The organism is Fodinibius sp. AD559 (assembly GCF_052712805.1).
The window spans coordinates 523,372-542,846 of record NZ_JBQPVW010000002.1 but is presented as its reverse complement, the minus strand read 5'-3'; the positions used below and the strand labels follow the sequence as shown (position 1 = coordinate 542,846).

The 19,475-nt window shown below is 40.9% G+C and carries 19 protein-coding genes; 10 read left to right on the top strand and 9 right to left on the bottom strand.

From position 1 onward, the window contains the following. Positions 1–639, bottom strand: coding sequence for an RNA polymerase sigma factor (locus tag ACQ4LT_RS05300; protein ID WP_445664979.1), 639 nt, complete (start codon positions 637–639; stop codon positions 1–3). A gap of 592 nt (positions 640–1,231) precedes the next feature. Between ACQ4LT_RS05300 and ACQ4LT_RS05295 the strand changes: the two genes are divergently transcribed. Then, on the top strand, positions 1,232–1,786 hold the full coding sequence (locus ACQ4LT_RS05295; protein ID WP_445664978.1) for an outer membrane beta-barrel protein: 555 nt from the start codon (positions 1,232–1,234) through the stop codon (positions 1,784–1,786). Between the two features lie 60 nt (positions 1,787–1,846). Here ACQ4LT_RS05295 and ACQ4LT_RS05290 read toward each other — a convergent pair whose 3' ends face one another. Genes ACQ4LT_RS05290 through ACQ4LT_RS05265 form a run of 6 tightly spaced genes read right to left on the bottom strand, consistent with a single transcriptional unit; the run spans position 1,847 to position 7,167 of the window. Next, on the bottom strand, positions 1,847–2,761 hold the full coding sequence (locus ACQ4LT_RS05290; protein WP_445664977.1) for a Ppx/GppA phosphatase family protein: 915 nt from the start codon (positions 2,759–2,761) through the stop codon (positions 1,847–1,849). Continuing rightward, positions 2,758–3,600, bottom strand: a complete 843-nt coding sequence (gene prmA, locus ACQ4LT_RS05285; RefSeq protein ID WP_445664976.1) for a 50S ribosomal protein L11 methyltransferase — start codon at positions 3,598–3,600, stop codon at positions 2,758–2,760. The genes ACQ4LT_RS05290 and prmA overlap by 4 nt, the downstream gene beginning before the upstream one ends. Before the next feature lie 20 nt (positions 3,601–3,620). Then, entirely contained in the window at positions 3,621–4,607 is a 987-nt protein-coding gene (locus ACQ4LT_RS05280) for a M28 family peptidase (protein ID WP_445664975.1), read from the bottom strand. Next, positions 4,600–5,370 (bottom strand): SDR family oxidoreductase, encoded by a 771-nt coding sequence (locus ACQ4LT_RS05275; RefSeq protein WP_445664974.1) that lies wholly within the window; start codon positions 5,368–5,370, stop codon positions 4,600–4,602. Before ACQ4LT_RS05275 ends, ACQ4LT_RS05280 begins: the two co-directional genes overlap by 8 nt. A 19-nt stretch (positions 5,371–5,389) precedes the next feature. After that, positions 5,390–6,922 (bottom strand): amidase family protein, encoded by a 1,533-nt coding sequence (locus tag ACQ4LT_RS05270; RefSeq protein ID WP_445664973.1) that lies wholly within the window; start codon positions 6,920–6,922, stop codon positions 5,390–5,392. A gap of 20 nt (positions 6,923–6,942) precedes the next feature. Beyond that, on the bottom strand, positions 6,943–7,167 hold the full coding sequence (locus ACQ4LT_RS05265; RefSeq protein WP_445664972.1) for a Sec-independent protein translocase subunit TatA/TatB: 225 nt from the start codon (positions 7,165–7,167) through the stop codon (positions 6,943–6,945). 194 nt (positions 7,168–7,361) lie between these two features. Between ACQ4LT_RS05265 and ACQ4LT_RS05260 the strand changes: the two genes are divergently transcribed. The 4 genes from ACQ4LT_RS05260 to rlmD all read left to right on the top strand — a co-directional run bounded on the left by ACQ4LT_RS05260 (position 7,362) and on the right by rlmD (position 12,192). Continuing rightward, a complete protein-coding gene (locus ACQ4LT_RS05260) occupies positions 7,362–7,616 on the top strand; it encodes a DUF2795 domain-containing protein (protein WP_445664971.1) in 255 nt (84 codons plus the stop codon). 89 nt (positions 7,617–7,705) lie between these two features. Next, the gene (locus tag ACQ4LT_RS05255) at positions 7,706–10,135 is read left to right on the top strand and encodes a BamA/TamA family outer membrane protein (RefSeq protein WP_445664970.1); all 2,430 of its coding nucleotides are present in this window, start codon (positions 7,706–7,708) and stop codon (positions 10,133–10,135) included. 100 nt (positions 10,136–10,235) lie between these two features. Further along, complete coding sequence (locus ACQ4LT_RS05250) at positions 10,236–10,757, top strand: cyclic nucleotide-binding domain-containing protein (protein ID WP_445664969.1); 522 nt, start codon at positions 10,236–10,238, stop codon at positions 10,755–10,757. 25 nt (positions 10,758–10,782) lie between these two features. Beyond that, positions 10,783–12,192 (top strand): 23S rRNA (uracil(1939)-C(5))-methyltransferase RlmD, encoded by a 1,410-nt coding sequence (gene rlmD / locus ACQ4LT_RS05245; RefSeq protein WP_445664968.1) that lies wholly within the window; start codon positions 10,783–10,785, stop codon positions 12,190–12,192. A gap of 91 nt (positions 12,193–12,283) precedes the next feature. Here the strand turns inward: rlmD and ACQ4LT_RS05240 are convergent, their stop codons facing one another. Next, positions 12,284–13,792: a S10 family peptidase gene (locus ACQ4LT_RS05240; RefSeq protein WP_445664967.1), complete on the bottom strand. Its 1,509-nt coding sequence runs from the start codon at positions 13,790–13,792 to the stop codon at positions 12,284–12,286. Positions 13,793–13,976: 184 nt separating this feature from the next. On the opposite strand from ACQ4LT_RS05240, the gene ACQ4LT_RS05235 reads away from it, so the two are divergent. After that, on the top strand, positions 13,977–15,452 hold the full coding sequence (locus ACQ4LT_RS05235; RefSeq protein WP_445664966.1) for a phytoene desaturase family protein: 1,476 nt from the start codon (positions 13,977–13,979) through the stop codon (positions 15,450–15,452). Between the two features lies 1 nt (position 15,453). Here the strand turns inward: ACQ4LT_RS05235 and ACQ4LT_RS05230 are convergent, their stop codons facing one another. Beyond that, positions 15,454–15,960 carry a metallophosphoesterase family protein gene (locus tag ACQ4LT_RS05230; RefSeq protein ID WP_445664965.1) on the bottom strand — a complete coding sequence of 169 codons (507 nt, stop codon included), beginning with the start codon at positions 15,958–15,960 and terminating at the stop codon, positions 15,454–15,456. Between the two features lie 106 nt (positions 15,961–16,066). On the opposite strand from ACQ4LT_RS05230, the gene ACQ4LT_RS05225 reads away from it, so the two are divergent. The 4 genes from ACQ4LT_RS05225 (at position 16,067) to ACQ4LT_RS05210 (ending at position 19,467) form a co-directional block, all read left to right on the top strand. Then, a complete protein-coding gene (locus tag ACQ4LT_RS05225) occupies positions 16,067–17,092 on the top strand; it encodes a glycosyltransferase family 2 protein (protein WP_445664964.1) in 1,026 nt (341 codons plus the stop codon). After that, positions 17,092–17,703 carry a hypothetical protein gene (locus ACQ4LT_RS05220; protein ID WP_445664963.1) on the top strand — a complete coding sequence of 204 codons (612 nt, stop codon included), beginning with the start codon at positions 17,092–17,094 and terminating at the stop codon, positions 17,701–17,703. Before ACQ4LT_RS05225 ends, ACQ4LT_RS05220 begins: the two co-directional genes overlap by 1 nt. 140 nt (positions 17,704–17,843) lie before the next feature. Further along, positions 17,844–18,719: a DUF1684 domain-containing protein gene (locus ACQ4LT_RS05215; RefSeq protein WP_445664962.1), complete on the top strand. Its 876-nt coding sequence runs from the start codon at positions 17,844–17,846 to the stop codon at positions 18,717–18,719. A 1-nt stretch (position 18,720) separates the two neighbouring features. Next, positions 18,721–19,467: a class I SAM-dependent methyltransferase gene (locus tag ACQ4LT_RS05210; RefSeq protein WP_445664961.1), complete on the top strand. Its 747-nt coding sequence runs from the start codon at positions 18,721–18,723 to the stop codon at positions 19,465–19,467. The last annotated feature ends 8 nt before the right edge of the window (positions 19,468–19,475 follow it).

The following is a 19,475-nucleotide window of genomic DNA, read 5'->3' as shown; positions in this document are numbered from 1 at the left end:
TTAAAAGCGGTGCCGCTTATCTTTAAGAGCCTTATATAACAGTTCACGGGCTCTGAATATATGTGCCTTTACTGTGCCCAATGGCTTATCAAGGATATCTGATATTTCTTTATAGCTCTTCTCCTCCATATGCCGTAATTCAATCACCTTCCGATATTTCTTGGGAAGATCATCAATAGCATTCTGTACAATTTCTTTGCGCTGTTTTTTGATGATATCCCGATCGGTGCTGGCTGACTCGTCAGGCAGCTGCATCTCCATTTCCCCGTCCTTGGTTTTCATCGGCTTATCGATGGAAAGCGTATTTAGCTTTTTCTTCCGCAGGTAATCAATCGTATTGTTAGTAGCAATACGGTATAGCCACGTTGAAAAAGCGTAGTTGGTACTGTAGGTATTCAAGTTATCAAATGCCTTTACAAACGCTTCTTGCACCAGATCTTCAACCTGTTCACGATCTTTGACCATCTTTAGGATATGGAAATAGAGGGCACGTTGGTACTTGTCAACAAGCTTCTTGTAGGCTTTTTCATCTCCTCCTTTGGCTTTTTTGACAAGTACATCGTCCTCAAGACTGCTCTCGGATGCATTTTCTCGAGGCGAATCGGATGTTTGTGAGTTCGAAGCGTTTGAATCGGACATTCCTACTTAAGACAGGAAAATTTGTGCTTGTTTAATTTCGGTTCAAACTTAGTAAAAGTGTTCCTTTATTCCCATTCTTATCATTGAATTATTCAAGTGTAAACCACATGACAATTATAAAATATTGGGATCAACTCCTTTAAACATAATTAATCCCTCTTAGTAAAACTTGATATATATTTGCACCAAAATAATTTTGTTTGAAAAAATGAACCCATTTAAAATATTTTATCGCATATATGTTGTAAGGATCACTGAAAGTAATGGTCATATAAATAAGTTTTTTAGATTTCATTATTTACAATAACGGTAAACTTTTATAAGTAAACATTAAACATATCAGAACTGGTTATAGGATAAACACTTGTTGGCTTAATACACACCTATATTAAAACGGTAAATACACAGAGCTATATATCCAAAACTTTTCACGGTAAACACCGGATTTGATACCATCATATGACAAACAAATTTGCTATAGTAAATTTGTTTCAATTTTTTTTTGATACAAATTACAGAGGGATTACGTATATAATAGGCAACCCAAAAAAGGGATCTTAATCATAAATCAAAATAATCAAATAATAATACTATGAAGAGAACAATTAAATTAGCATTAGTACTTTTCGGATTAATCTTTGCTTACAGCACAAGTGTTCACGCCCAAGATTTTAAAGTTGGAGCTGGTTTAGCATTTGGATCTGGAGTCGGCTATTCTGGTGACTTAGATAATGACTTGGGATTACGTGTTGATGGATATTATGGTATAACACCTGAAATAAGAATCGGTGGCGATTTCACCTTTTACCTTCCTAAATCTGTGGAACAAACTACTTTTGGCGGAACTACTATAGAAACTACATCAACAGTTTGGGAACTAAATCTAAATGGCCACTATATTTTTTACGATGAAGATAATCTGTCAATTTATGGATTAGGTGGAATAAACATCACCGGATTGTCAACAGAATCAGAAGGTGGTGGAAGTTCTCAATCCAATTCAAATTCAGAAGCTGGACTCAATTTGGGTGGCGGCTTGGACTATGGAATGGATTTTGGAACTATCTTTGGTGAAGTAAAATTAGGGAATTTAGGAGGCGATGCCGATCAATTTGTTATTGGCGCCGGTGTAAGATTCGGACTATAATTGTTTGATTTCATCACTCATTATATTAAAAGGGCGTTCCTTATGAGGGACGCTCTTTTTTTATTCATCTCTGTTTACCAAGATCGTGCCGTGTCGTATCCCACCAGTTGAAGTAACAAGTCGGTCAAAACCGTACTTGTCCATAAATTCATCCAGTATAAGAAGACCCGCTAAGAAAATATCGGCCCTCCCCTTCATTACTGCCGGATATTTTTGTTCAAGTGTATTAGATGTATAGCCCCCAAATCTTTTAATATACTCTTTAAGCCCATCCTTTGTAATAGTATGTCCCGATAACACTTCGGAATCATAAGAGCTTAATTCCAAGTCAATAAAAGCCAGCGAAGTTACGGTTCCAGCAACCCCAACCAGTGTTGTTTGATCTGACATATTGAATTGGTACTCGGCCAGGACTTTTTTAATTTCATCCCGACAGTTCTGCATTTGCAAGTCTGTGGGCGGATTACTTTTCAAGAATCGATCAGTAAAACGGACACATCCCATATCATATGAATAACGATCTTGCAGTTGTTTCTCTCCATATGCAATCTCGGTACTTCCACCGCCTATGTCGATAATCATTTGCTGACCGTCAATGTTATTCAGCACGCTTTGCGCCCCCATAAACGTATATTCCGCTTCCTCAACTCCACTTAATACCCGGATTTGCAATCCCGTTTCCTGCTCTACCCGATCTAAGAAAACAGCTTTGTTACTCGCATCACGGACTGCGCTGGTTGCGGTCACAAAAATATCATCCACCTCAGGATAGTTGGTATTAATGATCTCCAGGAATTCCTTTAGTGCTTCTAAAACTCGCTGCATGGCTTCTTTTGAAAGCTCATTACTCTCATCAACACCGGCCCCCAAACGCGGAACTCGCTGTTGCTCTTCAAAAACTATTAGGTTACTTCCATTAGTTTCTGCAACCAAAAGTAGCACCGTATTTGTACCAATATCTATTGAGGCTTTCACGAGACCGTCTTTTTAGCTTGGATGGCGATCCACTCGTTTTCTTTTGGGATATCAACAATTTGATAATTGTCTTCCAGAGCAGACAGAATAGATGATTTATCCTTTTCAAGCAGACCTGAAAGCACCAGCCTCCCTCCTTTTTTAAGCGCAGCATCCAGATCAGAAAAAATCTCAAGAATGGTATTCCGTTCAATATTTGCTAAAACCACATCTGCTTGATTCTGTTTTGAAAGGACTTCAGAAGAACCTTTCTCTACGTCGATATTTTCATCTACTCCATTAAGTAGAATATTCTCTTTTGTGTTGGATATACTCCATTCATCAATATCAAAAGCAAAAGCGTGCCGGGCCCCGAGCTTGATAGCTGCAATGGACAGAATTCCCGTTCCCGTACCCGCATCTATCACAAAGTCGTTTTCAGTAATAACATTGGGTAGCAAATTTAAAATCAGGCGTGTAGTTTCATGATACCCCGTGCCGAATGACATCTTGGGATCGATCTCAAGCAAAATTTTATGTTTAGGAACTGATTCTTGAGACCAGGTCGGCTTGATAAAAAAGTTACCGACCGTTTGCGCCTTAATCGTTTCTTCCCACTGCTGATTCCAATTTTGATCAGCTACCACTTCTTCGGATTCGATAAATCCACCGTCGGGATAAGCAGCAAGTAACATATCAATGCGCTCTCGGTCACTAATCCCAAAATATTCTTTTTGGATATAAGTAATAATCTGGTCATCTCGTTGTTCAAATCCGTCAAACCCCATATCAAAAAGCTCGGCAATCAGGGGCTCTTGATACTCATCAGCAATTTGTATGACCAGTTTTAAGTACTTCATTTTATGAGATTCTGTGAAATTTAATCAGAAACATTAACACGATTATATATTAACTCCAGCACTGTTTCCCCTACTCCATTCAATGTGTTTTTACTGATGATAGACAAGTTATCATTGTGAGTATGCCAGTAAGGAGCGAATTGAGAATTGGTTGAGCTCGAATTATGACGAATAATATCAATGGACGGGATACCGAGAATGCGATTAATTACGACATGATCATCAGAAATTTTATTTCCTATCTCGGGTATAAACAGCTCATCAAAGCCCTTTTCATCAGCAATAGCCCAAACTTCATTTACCAGCGCCGGGGCAAACTGCATTGAATACCCCTCCTTGGGGAACCGGGCATTTTGACCTCCTACCATATCGAGCAAAATACTAAATCGAGGTGAATATCCTGCAACAGGTGGATTATTAGCCCAATAACGCGACCCTAAAAAGTATTTTGACAACTCTCCTTCTTTACCATAATCCTCACCGTCAAATAATACAATATCTACGCCAATAGGCGGCGGATTTTCTTTAAACAAACGCGCAAATTCCAGCAACACTGCCACACCGCTGGCACCGTCATCAGCTCCAAGTATAGGCTTGTCTTGGTTGACAGAGTCTTTATCAGCACGTGGACGCGTATCCCAGTGGGCGCAAAGCATAATTCGATCACTGCTCTGAGGATTAAACGAAGCAATGATATTTGAGAGAGACAGCGTATCCCCATCATATCCCTTGGCAGTAAAATTTTGAGCATACACGTATCGAGCCCCGGCATATTGCTGTAAGGTATTTAAAAGATATTCCTTGGCTTGTTGATGTCCTTTTGAATTGGGATTCCGGGGCCCAAAATCCAACTGGCGTTCTATAAAATGATAGGCACTATCGGCATTAAATTCCGGGACTTCGCGTCCTTGTTCTTTAAAGTTCAACCGATCCTCTTCCCCTTCACTACACGATAAAAAGATGAATGCAGCACCAAGAATTAATAATAAAAAACGAAAATTAATCATTATCGCGATGAACCATCGTTGATGATGATTGGGCAACGGGAAAAATGATCGTATCCATAATATTTACATGAGGCGGTCTATTAGCCATGAAATGGACGATTTCAGCAATATCTTCAGCGACAAGCGGCTTTATATCCTCATAGACTTCATCCGCCCGATCTTTATCTCCCTTGAAACGCACTTCACTGAATTCTGTTTCCACCAGTCCCGGAGATACCATGCTTACTCGCACGTTGGTACCATGCAGATCTTTTTTTGTAGCTTCTGTGAATCCCTTAACAGCGTGTTTGGTAGCACAATATACCGAGCCGCCCGGATAGCTTTCGTGGCCAGCAATAGATCCAATATTTATAATATACCCACGATTGCGTTCTTTCATCTGCGGTGATAACAAGCGAGTCATATTAAGAACCCCTTTGATATTGGTGTCCACCATCGTGTCCCAGTCATCGTGATTAGCATCAAAAACAGCATCAACTCCTTTGGCAAGCCCGGCATTATTAACTAAAATATCAATAGGCTCCGAGAAGCTATTTAAAAACTGTTGTGCCGCTTCACGATCTCTTACATCAAAAGGGGCCAAAACAACTTCAATATCATAATGCTTCTCTAACTGTTCCTTTAACTTCTCGAGACGGTTTTTACGGCGCCCATTTAATACAAGATGACTGCCCGATTCAGCGAATATTTTCGCTATGGCTTTTCCTATTCCGGCTGTGGCACCTGTAATAAACGTCCATTTTCCTTCAATACGATTCTGCATGTAATAATGTTCTTAAAAGTTAATCAAGATCTTCAACTAATTTAGCCGCATTAAACAATTTACCCTCTTCGAAGGCATTGGCCATCAGTTGCATACCGTACGGCAGGCCATTGGAATGCGTGCCCGCCGGAACGTTGATACCGCAAATACCAGCCAGATTGGCCGAAGTAGTGTAAATATCATTGAGATACATCTGTACCGGATTATCTTGGTTGGAACCCAAATCAAATGCTGTTGTTGGTGCTGTTGGGGATACAATGACATCAACATCCTCAAAAGCATCAGTAAAATCCTGTTTAATCAAGCGACGGACTTTCTGTGCTTTTGCATAGTATTCATCATAATAACCGGCACTAAGCACATACGTACCCAGCATAATTCTACGTTTAACTTCTGGACCAAACCCCTCGGTACGGCTTTTCTTATATAGCCTGATCAGTGACGAATCCATCTCATTAAGCTGATTGACCAATTCCTGCTTGGCATCTCCCTCAGCTTGCTTAATCTGTTTTTCTAACGCCTCTTGTTCTTCTTTAAGATCCTTTTCCACATCTTCAATATCAGCCCGATGACCGTAGCGGATGCCATCGTAACGAGCCAGGTTGCTTGAAGCCTCAGCCGTAGCCAATATGTAATACGTGGCAATGCTGTATTTCATGTGCGGCAAGTGGATAGGAACCAGCTCGGCACCAGATTCTTCGAGCTCACTGAGCTTACTTTTGATCCCTTCACGGATCTCATCGTCCAGTCCCTCACCAAAATATTCTTCTGGAACTCCAATTTTGATATTAGAGTCCAGATCTTTAGTAAACTTTGTATAATTTGGTACCGTTCGGCTTGACGAGGTGTTATCATTAGGATCCGGCCCGGCAATAGTTTCAAGGATGCGTGCGGCATCAGCAACAGAATTTGTAAGCGGCCCGATGCAGTCAAAAGAAGAAGCAAAAGCAACCAATCCATGGCGCGAAACTCGACCGTAAGTAGGTTTTAATCCTACAACACCGCAATAGGAAGCCGGCTGACGGATCGACCCTCCTGTATCGGAACCAAGTGAAGCTGTACAGAATTCGGCCGCTACTGCTGCTGCACTACCCCCCGAAGACCCCCCCGGAACCTTGGAAGTGTCCAAAGGATTTTTGGCGGGACCATAGATGGAATTTTCCGTGGAGGACCCCATGGCAAATTCATCCATGTTCAAGCGCCCCATTATAATAGCATCTTCATTACGTAATCGTTCTATAACCGTTGCATCGTATACGCTTTCAAAATCAGAAAGTATATTTGATGCACATGTTGTTTGTTTATCCTTTTCACAGATGAGATCTTTAATCCCGATAACCATTCCGGCTAATTTACCGGCTGAGCCATTTTCAATACGTTGCTGTATCTCATCAGCTCTTTCAAGGGCTCCCTCCTTGTCAATACTGATTACCGCATTAATTTCGTCATTTTTCTGTTCAATATTATCGATGTAAGACTGTACAATATCAGAAAGTAAAATATCACCAGACTGAATTGAACGTTGAATCTGGCTAAAATTTGTAAAACTCAATGGATTAGAAATGGATTTGGTTAATCTTGCTGCTTTTTCTGTGTATTTTCTTCAGAGTTGGAGTCGGAATCCATACCCTCTTTTTGGCCCTCTTCCAGCTCCTTTTTTATTTCATTGGATGCTTTTTTGAATTCTTTCATCCCCTGTCCGAGTCCACGGGCCAGTTCTGGAATCCGTTTGGCACCAAAAAAAAGGAGAATAGCCAAGCCAATAATTAAAACCTCCATTCCGCCGAAACTTCCCATAATAATTTTCTGTTTTAAATGTTTACAATTGTGACTCTAAAAGATAACAATAATTTATTAGACCTTTGAGTCGTAAAAAGGAAAAAATAATTGCATTTTCCTTAAAAATTGACTTGAATTTAATGTGTCGAACCTTTTTATAGATAGGTAAGATTCTATTTGAACTTTAAAAAACAAAACTGAAATATATTTTTATGATTTGGACTGTTGAATTAGCAGCCGTTTTAGATGAGGCACCTTTCCCCGCAACGCGTGATGAGCTCATTGAGTGGGCCGAACGTAATGGGAGTCCTCAGCAAGTGCTCGATAACTTATATGAACTCGAAGAAATTGAACAAGGTGAAGATGTAGTATATGAAGGCATAGAAGATATTTGGCCAGACTATATCGGAAAGGAAGATTTCTTCCACAATGAAGATGACGAAGGCTTCGATTACGATAATGTTTAAAAAATTGATCTAATAAGAACGTATTTTTGCGGTTGCATGAATTTTCTCATGCAACCGTTTTTTTTGAATGATATAATCCCCGAAATTTCTTGAAAGCTTTTTTCTCGCGCGCTCTAATAGGTTTACTACTACTCAGCAGTTTTTCACTGGTCTGTATAGAGAAAGGTATATCTCAGAATCTGACTATCGAGAGTGACACTACCGATAATGTTGTTCGTATTGTCCGTTTTGTCGGCAACGATAACATAAAAGACAATACCCTTGAAACATTAATCCGAACCCAGACAAACCGGGAATTTTTAGGGATACCGCGGTTTACGCCCTGGTATTTCATTTGGCAACTCACAAATAGTTGGGGAGAATCACCATCGTATCTAAATCGTGCAACGGTAGCCAACGATATTGAGCGGATCAAGCAATATTACAAAACAGTTGGCTTTTTAGAAGCCACGGTAGATACCAACATCGTTGAATTTAAGAAAGACAGGGTCGAGGTTTCTTTTCTGATTGAAGAAGGCCCAGCATTTACCATTCAAACAATAGGTTATACCGGACTACCTAAATTCGAGGAATCCAAAAAGGTAAACCAATTTTTACATGAAAGCCCGCTAACTAATGAACAGTTAAACGACTCTACATTTACTGTTAATCAACGATACTCCGAGAATCAGCTCAATATAGAACGAAATAGGCTTATAAATTTTTTGAAAAATAATGGTTATGCTGCCGTCCAACGTGATTCGGTAAATCTGCTGGTTAAAAGGGATACAACCAAACCTAACCAGCTTGATGCCCTGTTCACAATAAATCCCGGAAAGCAATATCGATTTGGGGATCTCTATATAAGCCTCAGTGGTCCGGGTGATACCTTGCATTACAACCAGCACGATACCCTTCAGCAATCCCCTTTTACTATTAACAACAAATCTATTTTTTTTAAAAAGGGAGAGTCTGCCCAAACAAAATTTGACCTATTAACCAATCAAATATTATTTAAGCCCGGTGATGTCTTTAATCAATCACTTTATATTCGTACAGTCAATGAGTTTCAGAATCTGGGAATGCTCAATATTCGTCAGTTTGGGTTAAGCGAAGACGGTTCTCTCCCAGACTACTCCAAGGATGAAATCCCCGTTATGTTTTCGCTGCAAACCCTTCCCAGACATTCGGTGAATTTAAACCTATTTGGGATGAAAAGATATGGATTTGGTTCCGGTGCGGGCATAACATATACCAATAACAATCTTTTTGGTAAAGCTGAAAACTTTCAAATTGGTGTCAACGGTAGTTTCGAATATGTACGATCACAAACTATGCGTGATATTGCCTCGGAGGCGGATACCAGTTCACAATCATTTGATGGACGGTTCTTTCAAAGTTTTGAAACCCGTGTAGAGTATTCTCTGCCTCGACTACTTTTCCCTTTTTCTTCACTTGATGATAATATATTCTTCTCAAACGGACGTACCAGATATTCGCTCTCTTTTTCACGCTCCAATCAGCTGCTTTTTGATATCAACTCTGACATTAGATTTAACCTTCGTTACGAGGTACAGCACAATCAGCGCTATTCCAGCTTTTTAGATCTCATCGAACTTGATTTACTTGATACCGATCCCTCACCAGAATTTAGTGCAGCACTCCGCAATCGTTTTGGAGAAAACTCTTTTCAGCTACGACAAATTGAAGAAGATTTTCGCCCCCAAGTTTCCTCAATTCTCAGATATACATTTCGTAGCCAAAGAACCGATTTAATTAAAAGGGATCGCGGCTATTTTAGTGAATACTCCATTGCTTCCGGGGGAAATATCCCCTATCTGACAGATCGCTTAATTGTAACCCCAGATACCCTTGAGGGCAATTTGCCAGCTATTTTCCCTGGGAGTCAAAACAGTTTGGCCTACAGCAGGTTTGTAAAAGGTACAGCCGATTATCGCCGATATATTCCATTATCCAATAATGCCGTTTTAGGATATCGAGGGTTTTTGGGATTAGCTCTCCCCTATGGACAAAGTAATAGCATTCCGTTAAATCAACGTTTTTATGCCGGTGGGGCTAACGATATTAGAGGTTGGGATATTTACAGTTTAGGTCCGGGTAGTATCCCCTTGGATGACGTAACCATCAACGGAGGGCAAATAAAATTGCTTTCACAGATGGAAATTCGGCAACAAATTATTGGGAACTTTTTATCTGCAGATTGGATTGCGGCCTGGTTTACGGATGCCGGTAATGTATGGTATGGCCCGAGAACTAAATTATTCTCACGTGATCCTATAAATGGAGGACAACAGCAACAAATCTCTGAAAATGACAGGGAACAATTATTAGAATTAGGGAAGTTCCATTTTGATAATTTCTATAAACAAATTGCGGTGGGTTCGGGCTTAGGGCTGCGATTGGACTGGGAATATGTGATTGTCCGGTTTGATTTTGCATTCCGAATCCACGATCTGCAACGAGGATGGTTTAAAGATAAAACACCCTATTTTACCTTTGGGATCGGCCATTCTTTTTAACAATATCAATTGTTACCATCCGTATAGCTTAGTAGATTATGGTTCGGTCAACCTATAAACAAATTCTTATCGTATGTTTGGCTCCAAGCAATTCAACAATATGAAAAATAAGAGTGATCTTATCTTCAAGTCTCGTTTTTTGAAAAACCTAACGATGCTTGAGAGATCGGAGTTTTTACAGTATTGTCATCGAAGACAATACAAGGAGAACGAATATATTTATTACCAGGGTGATCCCGGTACCGGAATGTACTTTGTTGAGGATGGTAAAGTCGAGCTTATTATTGAACCAGAACCCGGCACTCAGGATGAAGAACCCCATAGCTATGTTATTGAGTCGCCTGAAAGTTTTGGAGCCCTTTCTATTGGCTATGAGCTACGTCGAATTTCGAGTGCTAAATGTCTAACAGACTGTACCCTTCTTGGATTCTTTAAACCGGATTTCGAAACGCTCAAAAAACGACACCCTACCATCGCCGTTAAGTTTATGGAAACACTTGCAATGATTGCTATGAAACAGCTTGAAATCACGACCAAGGAACTCAAAAAGGCAAGTTCAGCCGAGCATGCATTTTCACTGCAATTCGAGACTTATTTGGAATCTAAACAAGAAAAAAATTAATTTTTGACTACGTTGGTGTTATAACATGGCCATAAAAAAAGGTGATGACGTTGAGCTTACTATCGACTCGGCAGCTTATAAAGGTAAGGGAATTGGCAAAATTGATGGATTAGCGATTTTTGTACCAAATACGGCTCCCGGAGACCGGGTTAAAGCTCGAATCATCAAAAAGAAAAAGAGTTACCGTGAGGCCAAGCTACTTGAGGTTATTGAGCCCGGTCCGAATCGTATTGAACCTAAATGTCAGCACGCTAAAAACTGTGGCGGATGCAACTGGCAGCATGTCTCCTACGAAAAGCAGCTGAAATTTAAGCGGGATCAGGTTGAAGACCATATGCATCGTATTGGTGGATTGACAGATATTAAGGTAAGCCCCACAATCGGTTGTGATCAAGAGTTTTACTATCGCAACAAGATGGAATATTCAATGGGTCATAAACGCTGGTTAAGCCAAGAAGAAATCAACCGCGATGAGTTTGTAAATGACCGCTGTTTTGCGGCGGGATTACATGCGCCCGGACGTTTTGACAAGATTCTGAATCTCAACGAGTGTCATCTGCAAGATCCTATCTCATACAAGATTTTAGATTTCGTTCGTTCTTGGTGTGTCGAGCATAATATCGCCCCCTATAATCGCGTTGATCGCGAAGGATTTATGCGCAATTTAGTTATCCGTAAGGCCCATTATACCGATGATCTTATGGTTAATGTGGTAACCTACAAAGACGATCAGGATGTTGTTGAAGCTCTTGCCCATGCCCTGCTCAATGAGTTCCCAGAAATTACTACCATCATCAACAATGTGAATGACACCCGCACCCCTACAGCCGAGGGGCGCTATGAAAAAGTTCTTCATGGCCCAGGTTATATCACCGATCACATTGGCCCCTATCATTTTACCATTGATGCGAATGCTTTTTTTCAAACAAATACAGCCCAGGCTGAGCAACTTTATGAAGTTGCCAAATCATTTGCCGATATCAATAAAGATGACATTCTCTATGACCTTTACTGTGGCGTAGGAACACTTAGTCTTTTTCTAAGTGAATACTGTAAGTATGTTGTTGGCATTGAGTTAGAAGAAGTAACTATTAACAATGCCAGGAAAAACGCTCAAGAGAATGAGGTATCGAATGTCTCTTTCATTGAAGGTGATATGAAGGATGTATTTACTGAAGAAGTTACAAATGAGTACGGTACACCCGATTGTCTTATCACTGATCCCCCGCGTGCCGGTATGCATCCCGACGTAGTAGAACGACTCAAGAAATTAAAGGTTCCCAAACTGGTATACGTAAGCTGTAACAGCTCAACGATGGCTCGTGATTTCAAAGAGCTCAATGAAGTGTACGATATTCAGCAAGTGCAACCGGTCGATATGTTTCCCCAAACCTATCATATCGAAACCGTCGCCAAGCTTCGTTTAAAGAATTAACGGCATAGCCCAAACATTTAGCCCACAGAACAACCTGTGGGCTAAAGTCTTCTTTCGACGCTTTTCTGCAATCTTATCTCAAAGACCTTTTCTAATATTTGGCAGGAGTTCCCTCTTCTGGGATAGACTCGCGAATAAACTGCCGGATATCATCGTTAGAAGTACTTAGATCTTGTTTCCGCAAATACATCATGTGTCCACTGCGGTATCCTTTAAACGAGATACGGTCTTGCAGCTTACCGCTGGGATCCATATTCCATATCGTATATTTTGCATCAAAATACGGCGTACCACCATCGTAATAACCTGACTGCACCATGACGTTGAGATATGGATTTTCGGCCATGGCTGATCGCAGGTTTTCTCCAGTATTATTTCTATCGCGATCCCACGGGTGCACCGGACCAAACATCCAGTATTGCAGATCGGTATCATATCCTAAACTGTTGCGCAAATAATCATTTATTGCAGGCGTAAAGGCGTGGTTCCATGCTGTCAGGGCCGGATCATAATCATAGCGATTTCCGGCATTTTTTCGGTCTTGTCCCCTATATCTTGAATCCAAGCGTCCCACGGTAAGCTCTTTCTCATCCCGCAGCAACTCCTTCCAGAAAAATGACGTAGACATCCGCAAATTACGATCCAAAATCTTCTCCTCATCAATCCCGGAATAGTAGGATACTTTCTCAGCTATACGCTGCTTTAAAGAATCACTTAACGTTCCGCCACGGGTAAGAGCGGGGATATAGGTATCAACCGTATAATTTTCGATCTTTGGCAAAATATCACTCAAATCTTGCTGCTGTAATTTCTCCGGTAATGCATTATGATACCAGGCTGTTGCCGTAAAATATGGCAGTGTGAGCGCATCATCTACCGGTCCATCACGGTCAATACCCAAACCTGTAGGCGAAACCAAGATAACCCCATTCAGGAACATCCACTGCGAAGATTGCAATTCATTGGCTAATCCGGAAACACGCGTAGTGCCATAACTTTCCCCAATTAAAAACTTAGGAGACTTCCACCGATCATTTCGTGAAATAAAAGTATCAATCCAGTCGGCCAGGTATTCAACATCTGAATTTACACCAAAAAACTTTTCTCTTTCTACTTCTTCATCCAAGATCCGCGAAAAGCCCGTATTTACAGGATTTACATACAAAATATCGGCTACATCCAGTATAGAATGCGGATTATCCTCTACCCCATAAGGCTGTACGGGAAATCCCTCATCACTAATTTTCACCTTCTTAGGACCGGTATATCCAATATGCATCCAAACCGATGCAGAACCCGGCCCACCATTAAAGGAGATAACAAGGGGGCGACGTTCGTCATCATTTACATCCGTTCGTTCGTAATAGGTATAAAAAAGAGTGGCAATCGGCTTGCCGTTGTCATTCCATACCGGCTGATTTCCAACCGTAGCTGTGTAACGAACATCTTGTCCGCTTATCGTTTGCTCGTGCTGTGTAGTAATAGTGGTATCAGTAGGAGCCTCTACAGATTGCCCTTCTGTAGAATCAGCTATCCCCATAAATAAGAAAACAAGTATCAGTATTGAATAATAGCTGTCTATATTATTAATGCGTTGCATATTGAAAAATTTTAGTACAGGTTTAAATTCATCAGTCCATAAAATAGTTTTCAATTAAACAGATTCAAATATTAAACCTTATTAAAACGTGAAAGATTGTTAAATCTCCTTTCAGACTGTAATTATTTAATTAAAAAAGAATCTATAGTTACAATTGCCCATAGAATTCTTATAATCAAGGGATATGGATATTAAAATCATCGGTGCTGGTCTCGGTGGACTTGCGGCCTCTTGTCTGTTGGCCCATAACGGCCATGATGTAACAATCTTAGAAAAGAACAGCTCACCGGGCGGGAAAATAAACCAGCTATCAGCACAAGGCTTTCGTTTTGATACTGGTCCCTCCCTGCTTACCATGCCATTTATCCTCGAAAAGCTGTTTGAGTATTGTGATACAGAAATAAATAATTTTCTGGACATTCAGCCGGTAGATCCCATTTGCCGATATTTTTATCCCAATGGTTTACAGTTTGATTGTTATCAGGATTCGTGTCTCAATACCGCCCAGATTCAACAATTTGCCCCGGATGATGTTCATGCTTATAAACAATTTATAACGTACGCAGAGAAGCTTTTCGAACGCACGAAAGATGCTTTTCTCTATAATCCTTTGTATGGGCTTTCAGATCTGGATGACCTCAACTTCATAGATTTCTTTAAAATTGATGCTTTTCGAACGGTAGCCGATCGTATAGATAAACAATTTGAATCGGAGGAATTACAGCAATTTTTTAAGCGCTTTACAACTTACAACGGTTCTTCGCCTTATAAGGCTCCGGCTACCCTCAACGTTATTCCATACGTTGAACTTTCCCTGGGCGGATATTACCTCGATGGAGGTATGTACTCTCTTATTAAAGCTCTTACTTCGCTTGCAGAAAGCAAGGGTGTACGGATCCAATATGATACCGAGATAACGAAAATAAATACCGCTGATAAAAGAATTACAGGCGTCACTGATATTGCGGGCAATTTCCACAAAGCTGATATCGTCGTTTCTAACTCGGATGCCTCCGAGACCTATCTTGATCTGGTAAACAAAGATGATATTTCCTTACTAAAACGAAAAAAGGTTACGAATGTAGAGCCCTCATGCTCGGGCTTTGTACTTATGTTGGGCATTGATAAAATATACAATGCGCTATCGCATCATAATATCTTCTTTTCGGAAGACTACAAACGGGAGTTCAGGCAAATTTTTGAGGATAAGGTAATGCCCGAAGATCCCACTATCTATATTGCCAATACCTCGCATACAAATTCCGATCACGCTCCTGAGGGAGGATCCAACCTGTTTATTTTAGTAAATGCCCCTTATCTGAATGATAATGTTGATTGGTCAAGCGAGAAAAACTGGTGCAAAGAACAGATCATCCGAAAGCTGCAGGAGCACGGATTAACAGATCTGCGTGATCATATCCAATATTCGAATACAATTACACCCAAAGATTTCTATCACAAATATCGCAGCAACAAGGGTAGTATTTACGGCACTTCATCGAACGGTAAGCTGGCTGCTTTTATGCGTCCCAAAAATAAAAGTCGGTCGGTAGAGGGCTTATATCTGGTGGGAGGAAGCACACATCCCGGAGGTGGAATACCGCTGGTTACGCTCTCGGCATTTCACGCCGTAGAACTGATCAATCGATTTGAAAAATAGGCTACCCTTCTCCCTTCTGACCAAGATTGATCACTTCAACATCCTGGATCTTCCCCTCATCAATAGAAAAGCGAACACAGGTGCGATACACCTGGAAACCATAACGTCCGGCAGCACCGGGATTAATAAAAAGCATCTTATCTTTTTCCTGATCACGACCGATTTTAAGGATATGTGAATGACCACAGATAAAAACATCCGGCGGATTTTTCTCTATCTCCTCCCTAATCGGAATACAATACCGTCCCAATGTACCCCCGATATGGGTTATCCAGAAATCGATCCCATCGCGCGAAAATCGCTGGTGCAGCGGATATTCCTGGCGAATATCCTGTCCATCGATATTGCCATACACACCGGTTAGTGGAGCAATTTCGCTTAGGGTATCAGCAATCTCAATGGTACCAAAATCACCCGCGTGCCAAATTTCATCCCGATCTTCAAAATATTCCAACACCTGTGGGTCAAGATACGAATGGGTATCCGAAATTAATCCAACTTTGATCATAGTTGATTCTTTATCATCTTCAGCTCCGTAATAACTTTTTTCTTGCCTTTTTATGATTGCAAGAAAACATTAAGAAAAACAATTTCTTGGTCATTAAAAATCGAATATGCCCTTTTTTAGCATCATTATTGTTTCGTGGAATGCGTTACATCATCTTAAAACATATTTTCCGAGCGTAGCTGCTACCGACTATCCAAATTACGAAATTATATTGGCCGATAATGCTTCTACAGATGGATCTAAGCAGTGGATAAAAGAGCATTATCCTGACGTCAAAATCGCTGCATTCGACAAAAATCATGGATACTGTGGTGGGAATAACAGAGCCGTATCCCACGCGGAGGGAGACATTCTCATTTTTCTCAATAACGACGTGCAGGTAGAGCCAGATTGGCTTAGCGGACTCGCAGACTGTTTTCAAAAAGATGATGATATTGCCGCGGTACAGCCTAAAATGCTTTGGGATAAGGATCGCGAGTATTTTGAGTACGCCGGAGCTGCGGGCGGATTTTTGGATCAGTTCGGGTATCCTTTTTGCCGCGGACGCATTTTTGATACGCTGGAAAAAGACCAGGGACAATATGATTATGAATCGGATATCTTCTGGGCCAGTGGCGCTGCTTTGGCCGTACGCAAGGAACTGTTTAAGGAGGTCGGTCCCTTTGATGAGGACTTTGAGTTTCACATGGAGGAAATAGATCTTTGCTGGCGCTTCTGGAATATGGGCTACCGTGTTCGATACTGTCCCAAAAGTACTGTTTATCATCTGGGAGGCGGATCACTGCCTATGGACTCACCACGCAAACTCTACTATAATTACCGCAATAACCTCAAGATGATCTGGAAAAACAGCAGTGCCCCTTCTATTGCCTGGCAATTTATCGGGCGTTACCTGCTCGATATCGCAGCGGCCTTTAAAACACTTGTGGATGGAGACAGGGAATCATTTAAAGCAATATATCAAGCTCATCGCGATTTCTGGAAAGAATTCCACAACACCTATCAAAAGCGTTACCTTTTACAACAGCAACAAAAGATCAAGGACAATCCACCTGTGATGCTCGAAAAATCAATCGTGTGGGAGTACTTTATTAAGGGCAAACAAAAATTCAGTGAAATATTTAGCCGGTGATGGATTCCAATCAAATCAAAGAACAAGCTATTGCTTTTTTGAAAAGATGGTGGGCCTCTCTCCTAATGCTGCCATTCTTGATCTACTCCCTCCACCAGGTATATTGGGCCCTTAACTACAACATTTTCTTTGCGGTAAATTACAGCTATCCTTTTCCCCTCGATATTGTCTACCTGTTTGTTGATACCTTTCTACTGATCGTCCATGAAGCCGGACATACTTTCTTTGGATTGCTTGGTTTTCGCTTTCTCACCATTATCGGAGGCTCCCTTCTTCAGATACTGATACCGCTGGCGATTCTCGGTTTTTGCTGGATCAATCGAAAATATATTGGACTACAATTTTCTTACCTGCTGCTTGGTTTTAGCTCGCTGGATGTTGCTACTTATGCCGCTGATGGCAGTGCCCGACAGTTACCTCTTATCGGCGGACTGGGAAAAGAATCTCACGACTGGTATAATTTGCTGGTCCGGATGGATGCACTGGAATACGATTTTACCATAGGTATTGCTTTTATTGTGATTGCGATTCTTTGCTACCTCATGGCACTTGCAATCCCCCTACTTTATCAAAAGCATAAACAGGTAGATCTCGATCTATCGTTGGATTAAACAGGACAAAGATGCCGTATCCATAAAACGCTAACGGTACATTTACTGTTTAGGGTTTGAACTTAATCTTTTAACCTGATTCAACCATGATCAACTGGCAATATTCTCAGATATCCCTCATTGCAATTTTTGTTTTATCTATGACAATTATCGGTTGTAGTTCCAATCAAAAGCAAACTAAGGCCGAATATGCCAAACAAGTAAACGATTGGCACCAAGTACGCATCGACAACCTGTTAGGCCCCGAGGATTGGCTAAAGCTTGCTGGTTTATATAAGTTGGAAGAAGGACAACAGAGCTTCGGTTCCGATACTACAAATGATATGGTATTTCCTCCCAAAGCTCCCCCAACAATTGGGACCATTACCAAAGACGATACCTCCATTACCGTGCAAATAAATGACGATGTCTTAGTTACTCATAATCAGGATACGGTCTCAGAAATTGCCATGATTCCCGGCAATGCCAGATCGGGCACGGTATTAAAACACGGTCCCCTTGTTTGGTATCTCCTTGATCGCAGAGGGGATTATTACATCCGTCTGGCAGATGAGCAACACCCCAATCTTGCAGCTTTTGACGGTATAGCACGCTTCCCGATCAACAAAAAGTGGAAGATAAAAGCGGAGTTTAAGCCGTTTGGTAAACCCAAGCCTATCACTGTCCCCGATGTCCTAAATGAAGGCATGACGGATACGCTTTATGGAATGCTTGAATTTTCTATTGATGGGAAAAAGTACAGTCTGGCACCGCTAAATCATCCTGAGAAAGATGATAAGTTTTTCATTATTTTGGGGGATAAAACCAATGGAGAATCGACTTACGGAGGCGGGCGATATATCTATATTCCAACGCCAAATGAGAATAATATTACCTATATCGACTTCAATAAATCATATAATCCTCCCTGCGTATTTACCGAATTTGCCACCTGCCCAATACCTCCGTCCCAAAACCGGTTACCCATAGCTATTACAGCCGGAGAAAAAATGTTTGAAGACGCCCAAACGTATTAATATGTCAAAATCAGAAAAACGTTTTTCCAATCAAGCCGATCTCTATGCCAAATATCGTCCTGACTATCCGGATGAACTATATAATTTTATTTTTAAGCATCTTGATCAACAGAAAATAGCTTGGGATTGCGCTACCGGCTCGGGTCAGGTAGCCGGCTACTTAGCCAATCATTTTGATCAGGTCTTTGCCAACGATATCAGCGAAGAGCAGCTTAGCAATACCCCTGAGAAAGCAAATATCACCTATCTGAATACACCTGCAGAACATTCTGGATTGCCCCAAAATACCTTTGATCTAATCACTATAGCACAAGCCATTCACTGGCTCGGTTTTGAAAAATTTTATAATGAGGTGCGCAGAACTGCTCGTAAAAACGCCCTGTTGGCGGTAATAGGCTACGGTATGGTTCGCATAGATAAGCAAAGTAATACTATTATCGACGATCTCTACGAAACAGCATTCAGCGAATACTTTAACGAAAATCGAAAGTATTTAGATAATCACTATCATAATATCCCCTTTCCCTTTGATGAGATTCCCTCACCCGCTTTCGAAAACCGCTATATCTGGTCATTAGATCAGCTTGAGGGATATTTTAATTCGTGGTCGGCCATTCAGCGTATCAAATCAGAAAAGGGATATAATCCAGCTGATGAAACAATCATTAAACTTGAAAAGCTACTTTCAAATCCGAATAAATTTGAGGTAACCTTCCCTATTTTTATGAGACTGGGTAAGTTAGGTTAATCAAAAGA

What these genes read in the sequence shown, in the direction of transcription:
- ACQ4LT_RS05300 (WP_445664979.1), bottom strand. Translation starts at nt 639, where the DNA reads ATGTCCGATTCAAACGCTTCGAACTCACAAACATCCGATTCGCCTCGA.
- ACQ4LT_RS05295 (WP_445664978.1), top strand. Translation starts at nt 1,232, where the DNA reads ATGAAGAGAACAATTAAATTAGCATTAGTACTTTTCGGATTAATCTTT.
- prmA (WP_445664976.1), bottom strand. Translation starts at nt 3,600, where the DNA reads ATGAAGTACTTAAAACTGGTCATACAAATTGCTGATGAGTATCAAGAG.
- ACQ4LT_RS05280 (WP_445664975.1), bottom strand. Translation starts at nt 4,607, where the DNA reads ATGATTAATTTTCGTTTTTTATTATTAATTCTTGGTGCTGCATTCATC.
- ACQ4LT_RS05275 (WP_445664974.1), bottom strand. Translation starts at nt 5,370, where the DNA reads ATGCAGAATCGTATTGAAGGAAAATGGACGTTTATTACAGGTGCCACA.
- ACQ4LT_RS05265 (WP_445664972.1), bottom strand. Translation starts at nt 7,167, where the DNA reads ATGGGAAGTTTCGGCGGAATGGAGGTTTTAATTATTGGCTTGGCTATT.
- ACQ4LT_RS05260 (WP_445664971.1), top strand. Translation starts at nt 7,362, where the DNA reads ATGATTTGGACTGTTGAATTAGCAGCCGTTTTAGATGAGGCACCTTTC.
- ACQ4LT_RS05250 (WP_445664969.1), top strand. Translation starts at nt 10,236, where the DNA reads ATGAAAAATAAGAGTGATCTTATCTTCAAGTCTCGTTTTTTGAAAAAC.
- rlmD (WP_445664968.1), top strand. Translation starts at nt 10,783, where the DNA reads ATGGCCATAAAAAAAGGTGATGACGTTGAGCTTACTATCGACTCGGCA.
- ACQ4LT_RS05240 (WP_445664967.1), bottom strand. Translation starts at nt 13,792, where the DNA reads ATGCAACGCATTAATAATATAGACAGCTATTATTCAATACTGATACTT.
- ACQ4LT_RS05235 (WP_445664966.1), top strand. Translation starts at nt 13,977, where the DNA reads ATGGATATTAAAATCATCGGTGCTGGTCTCGGTGGACTTGCGGCCTCT.
- ACQ4LT_RS05230 (WP_445664965.1), bottom strand. Translation starts at nt 15,960, where the DNA reads ATGATCAAAGTTGGATTAATTTCGGATACCCATTCGTATCTTGACCCA.
- ACQ4LT_RS05225 (WP_445664964.1), top strand. Translation starts at nt 16,067, where the DNA reads ATGCCCTTTTTTAGCATCATTATTGTTTCGTGGAATGCGTTACATCAT.
- ACQ4LT_RS05220 (WP_445664963.1), top strand. Translation starts at nt 17,092, where the DNA reads ATGGATTCCAATCAAATCAAAGAACAAGCTATTGCTTTTTTGAAAAGA.
- ACQ4LT_RS05215 (WP_445664962.1), top strand. Translation starts at nt 17,844, where the DNA reads ATGACAATTATCGGTTGTAGTTCCAATCAAAAGCAAACTAAGGCCGAA.
- ACQ4LT_RS05210 (WP_445664961.1), top strand. Translation starts at nt 18,721, where the DNA reads ATGTCAAAATCAGAAAAACGTTTTTCCAATCAAGCCGATCTCTATGCC.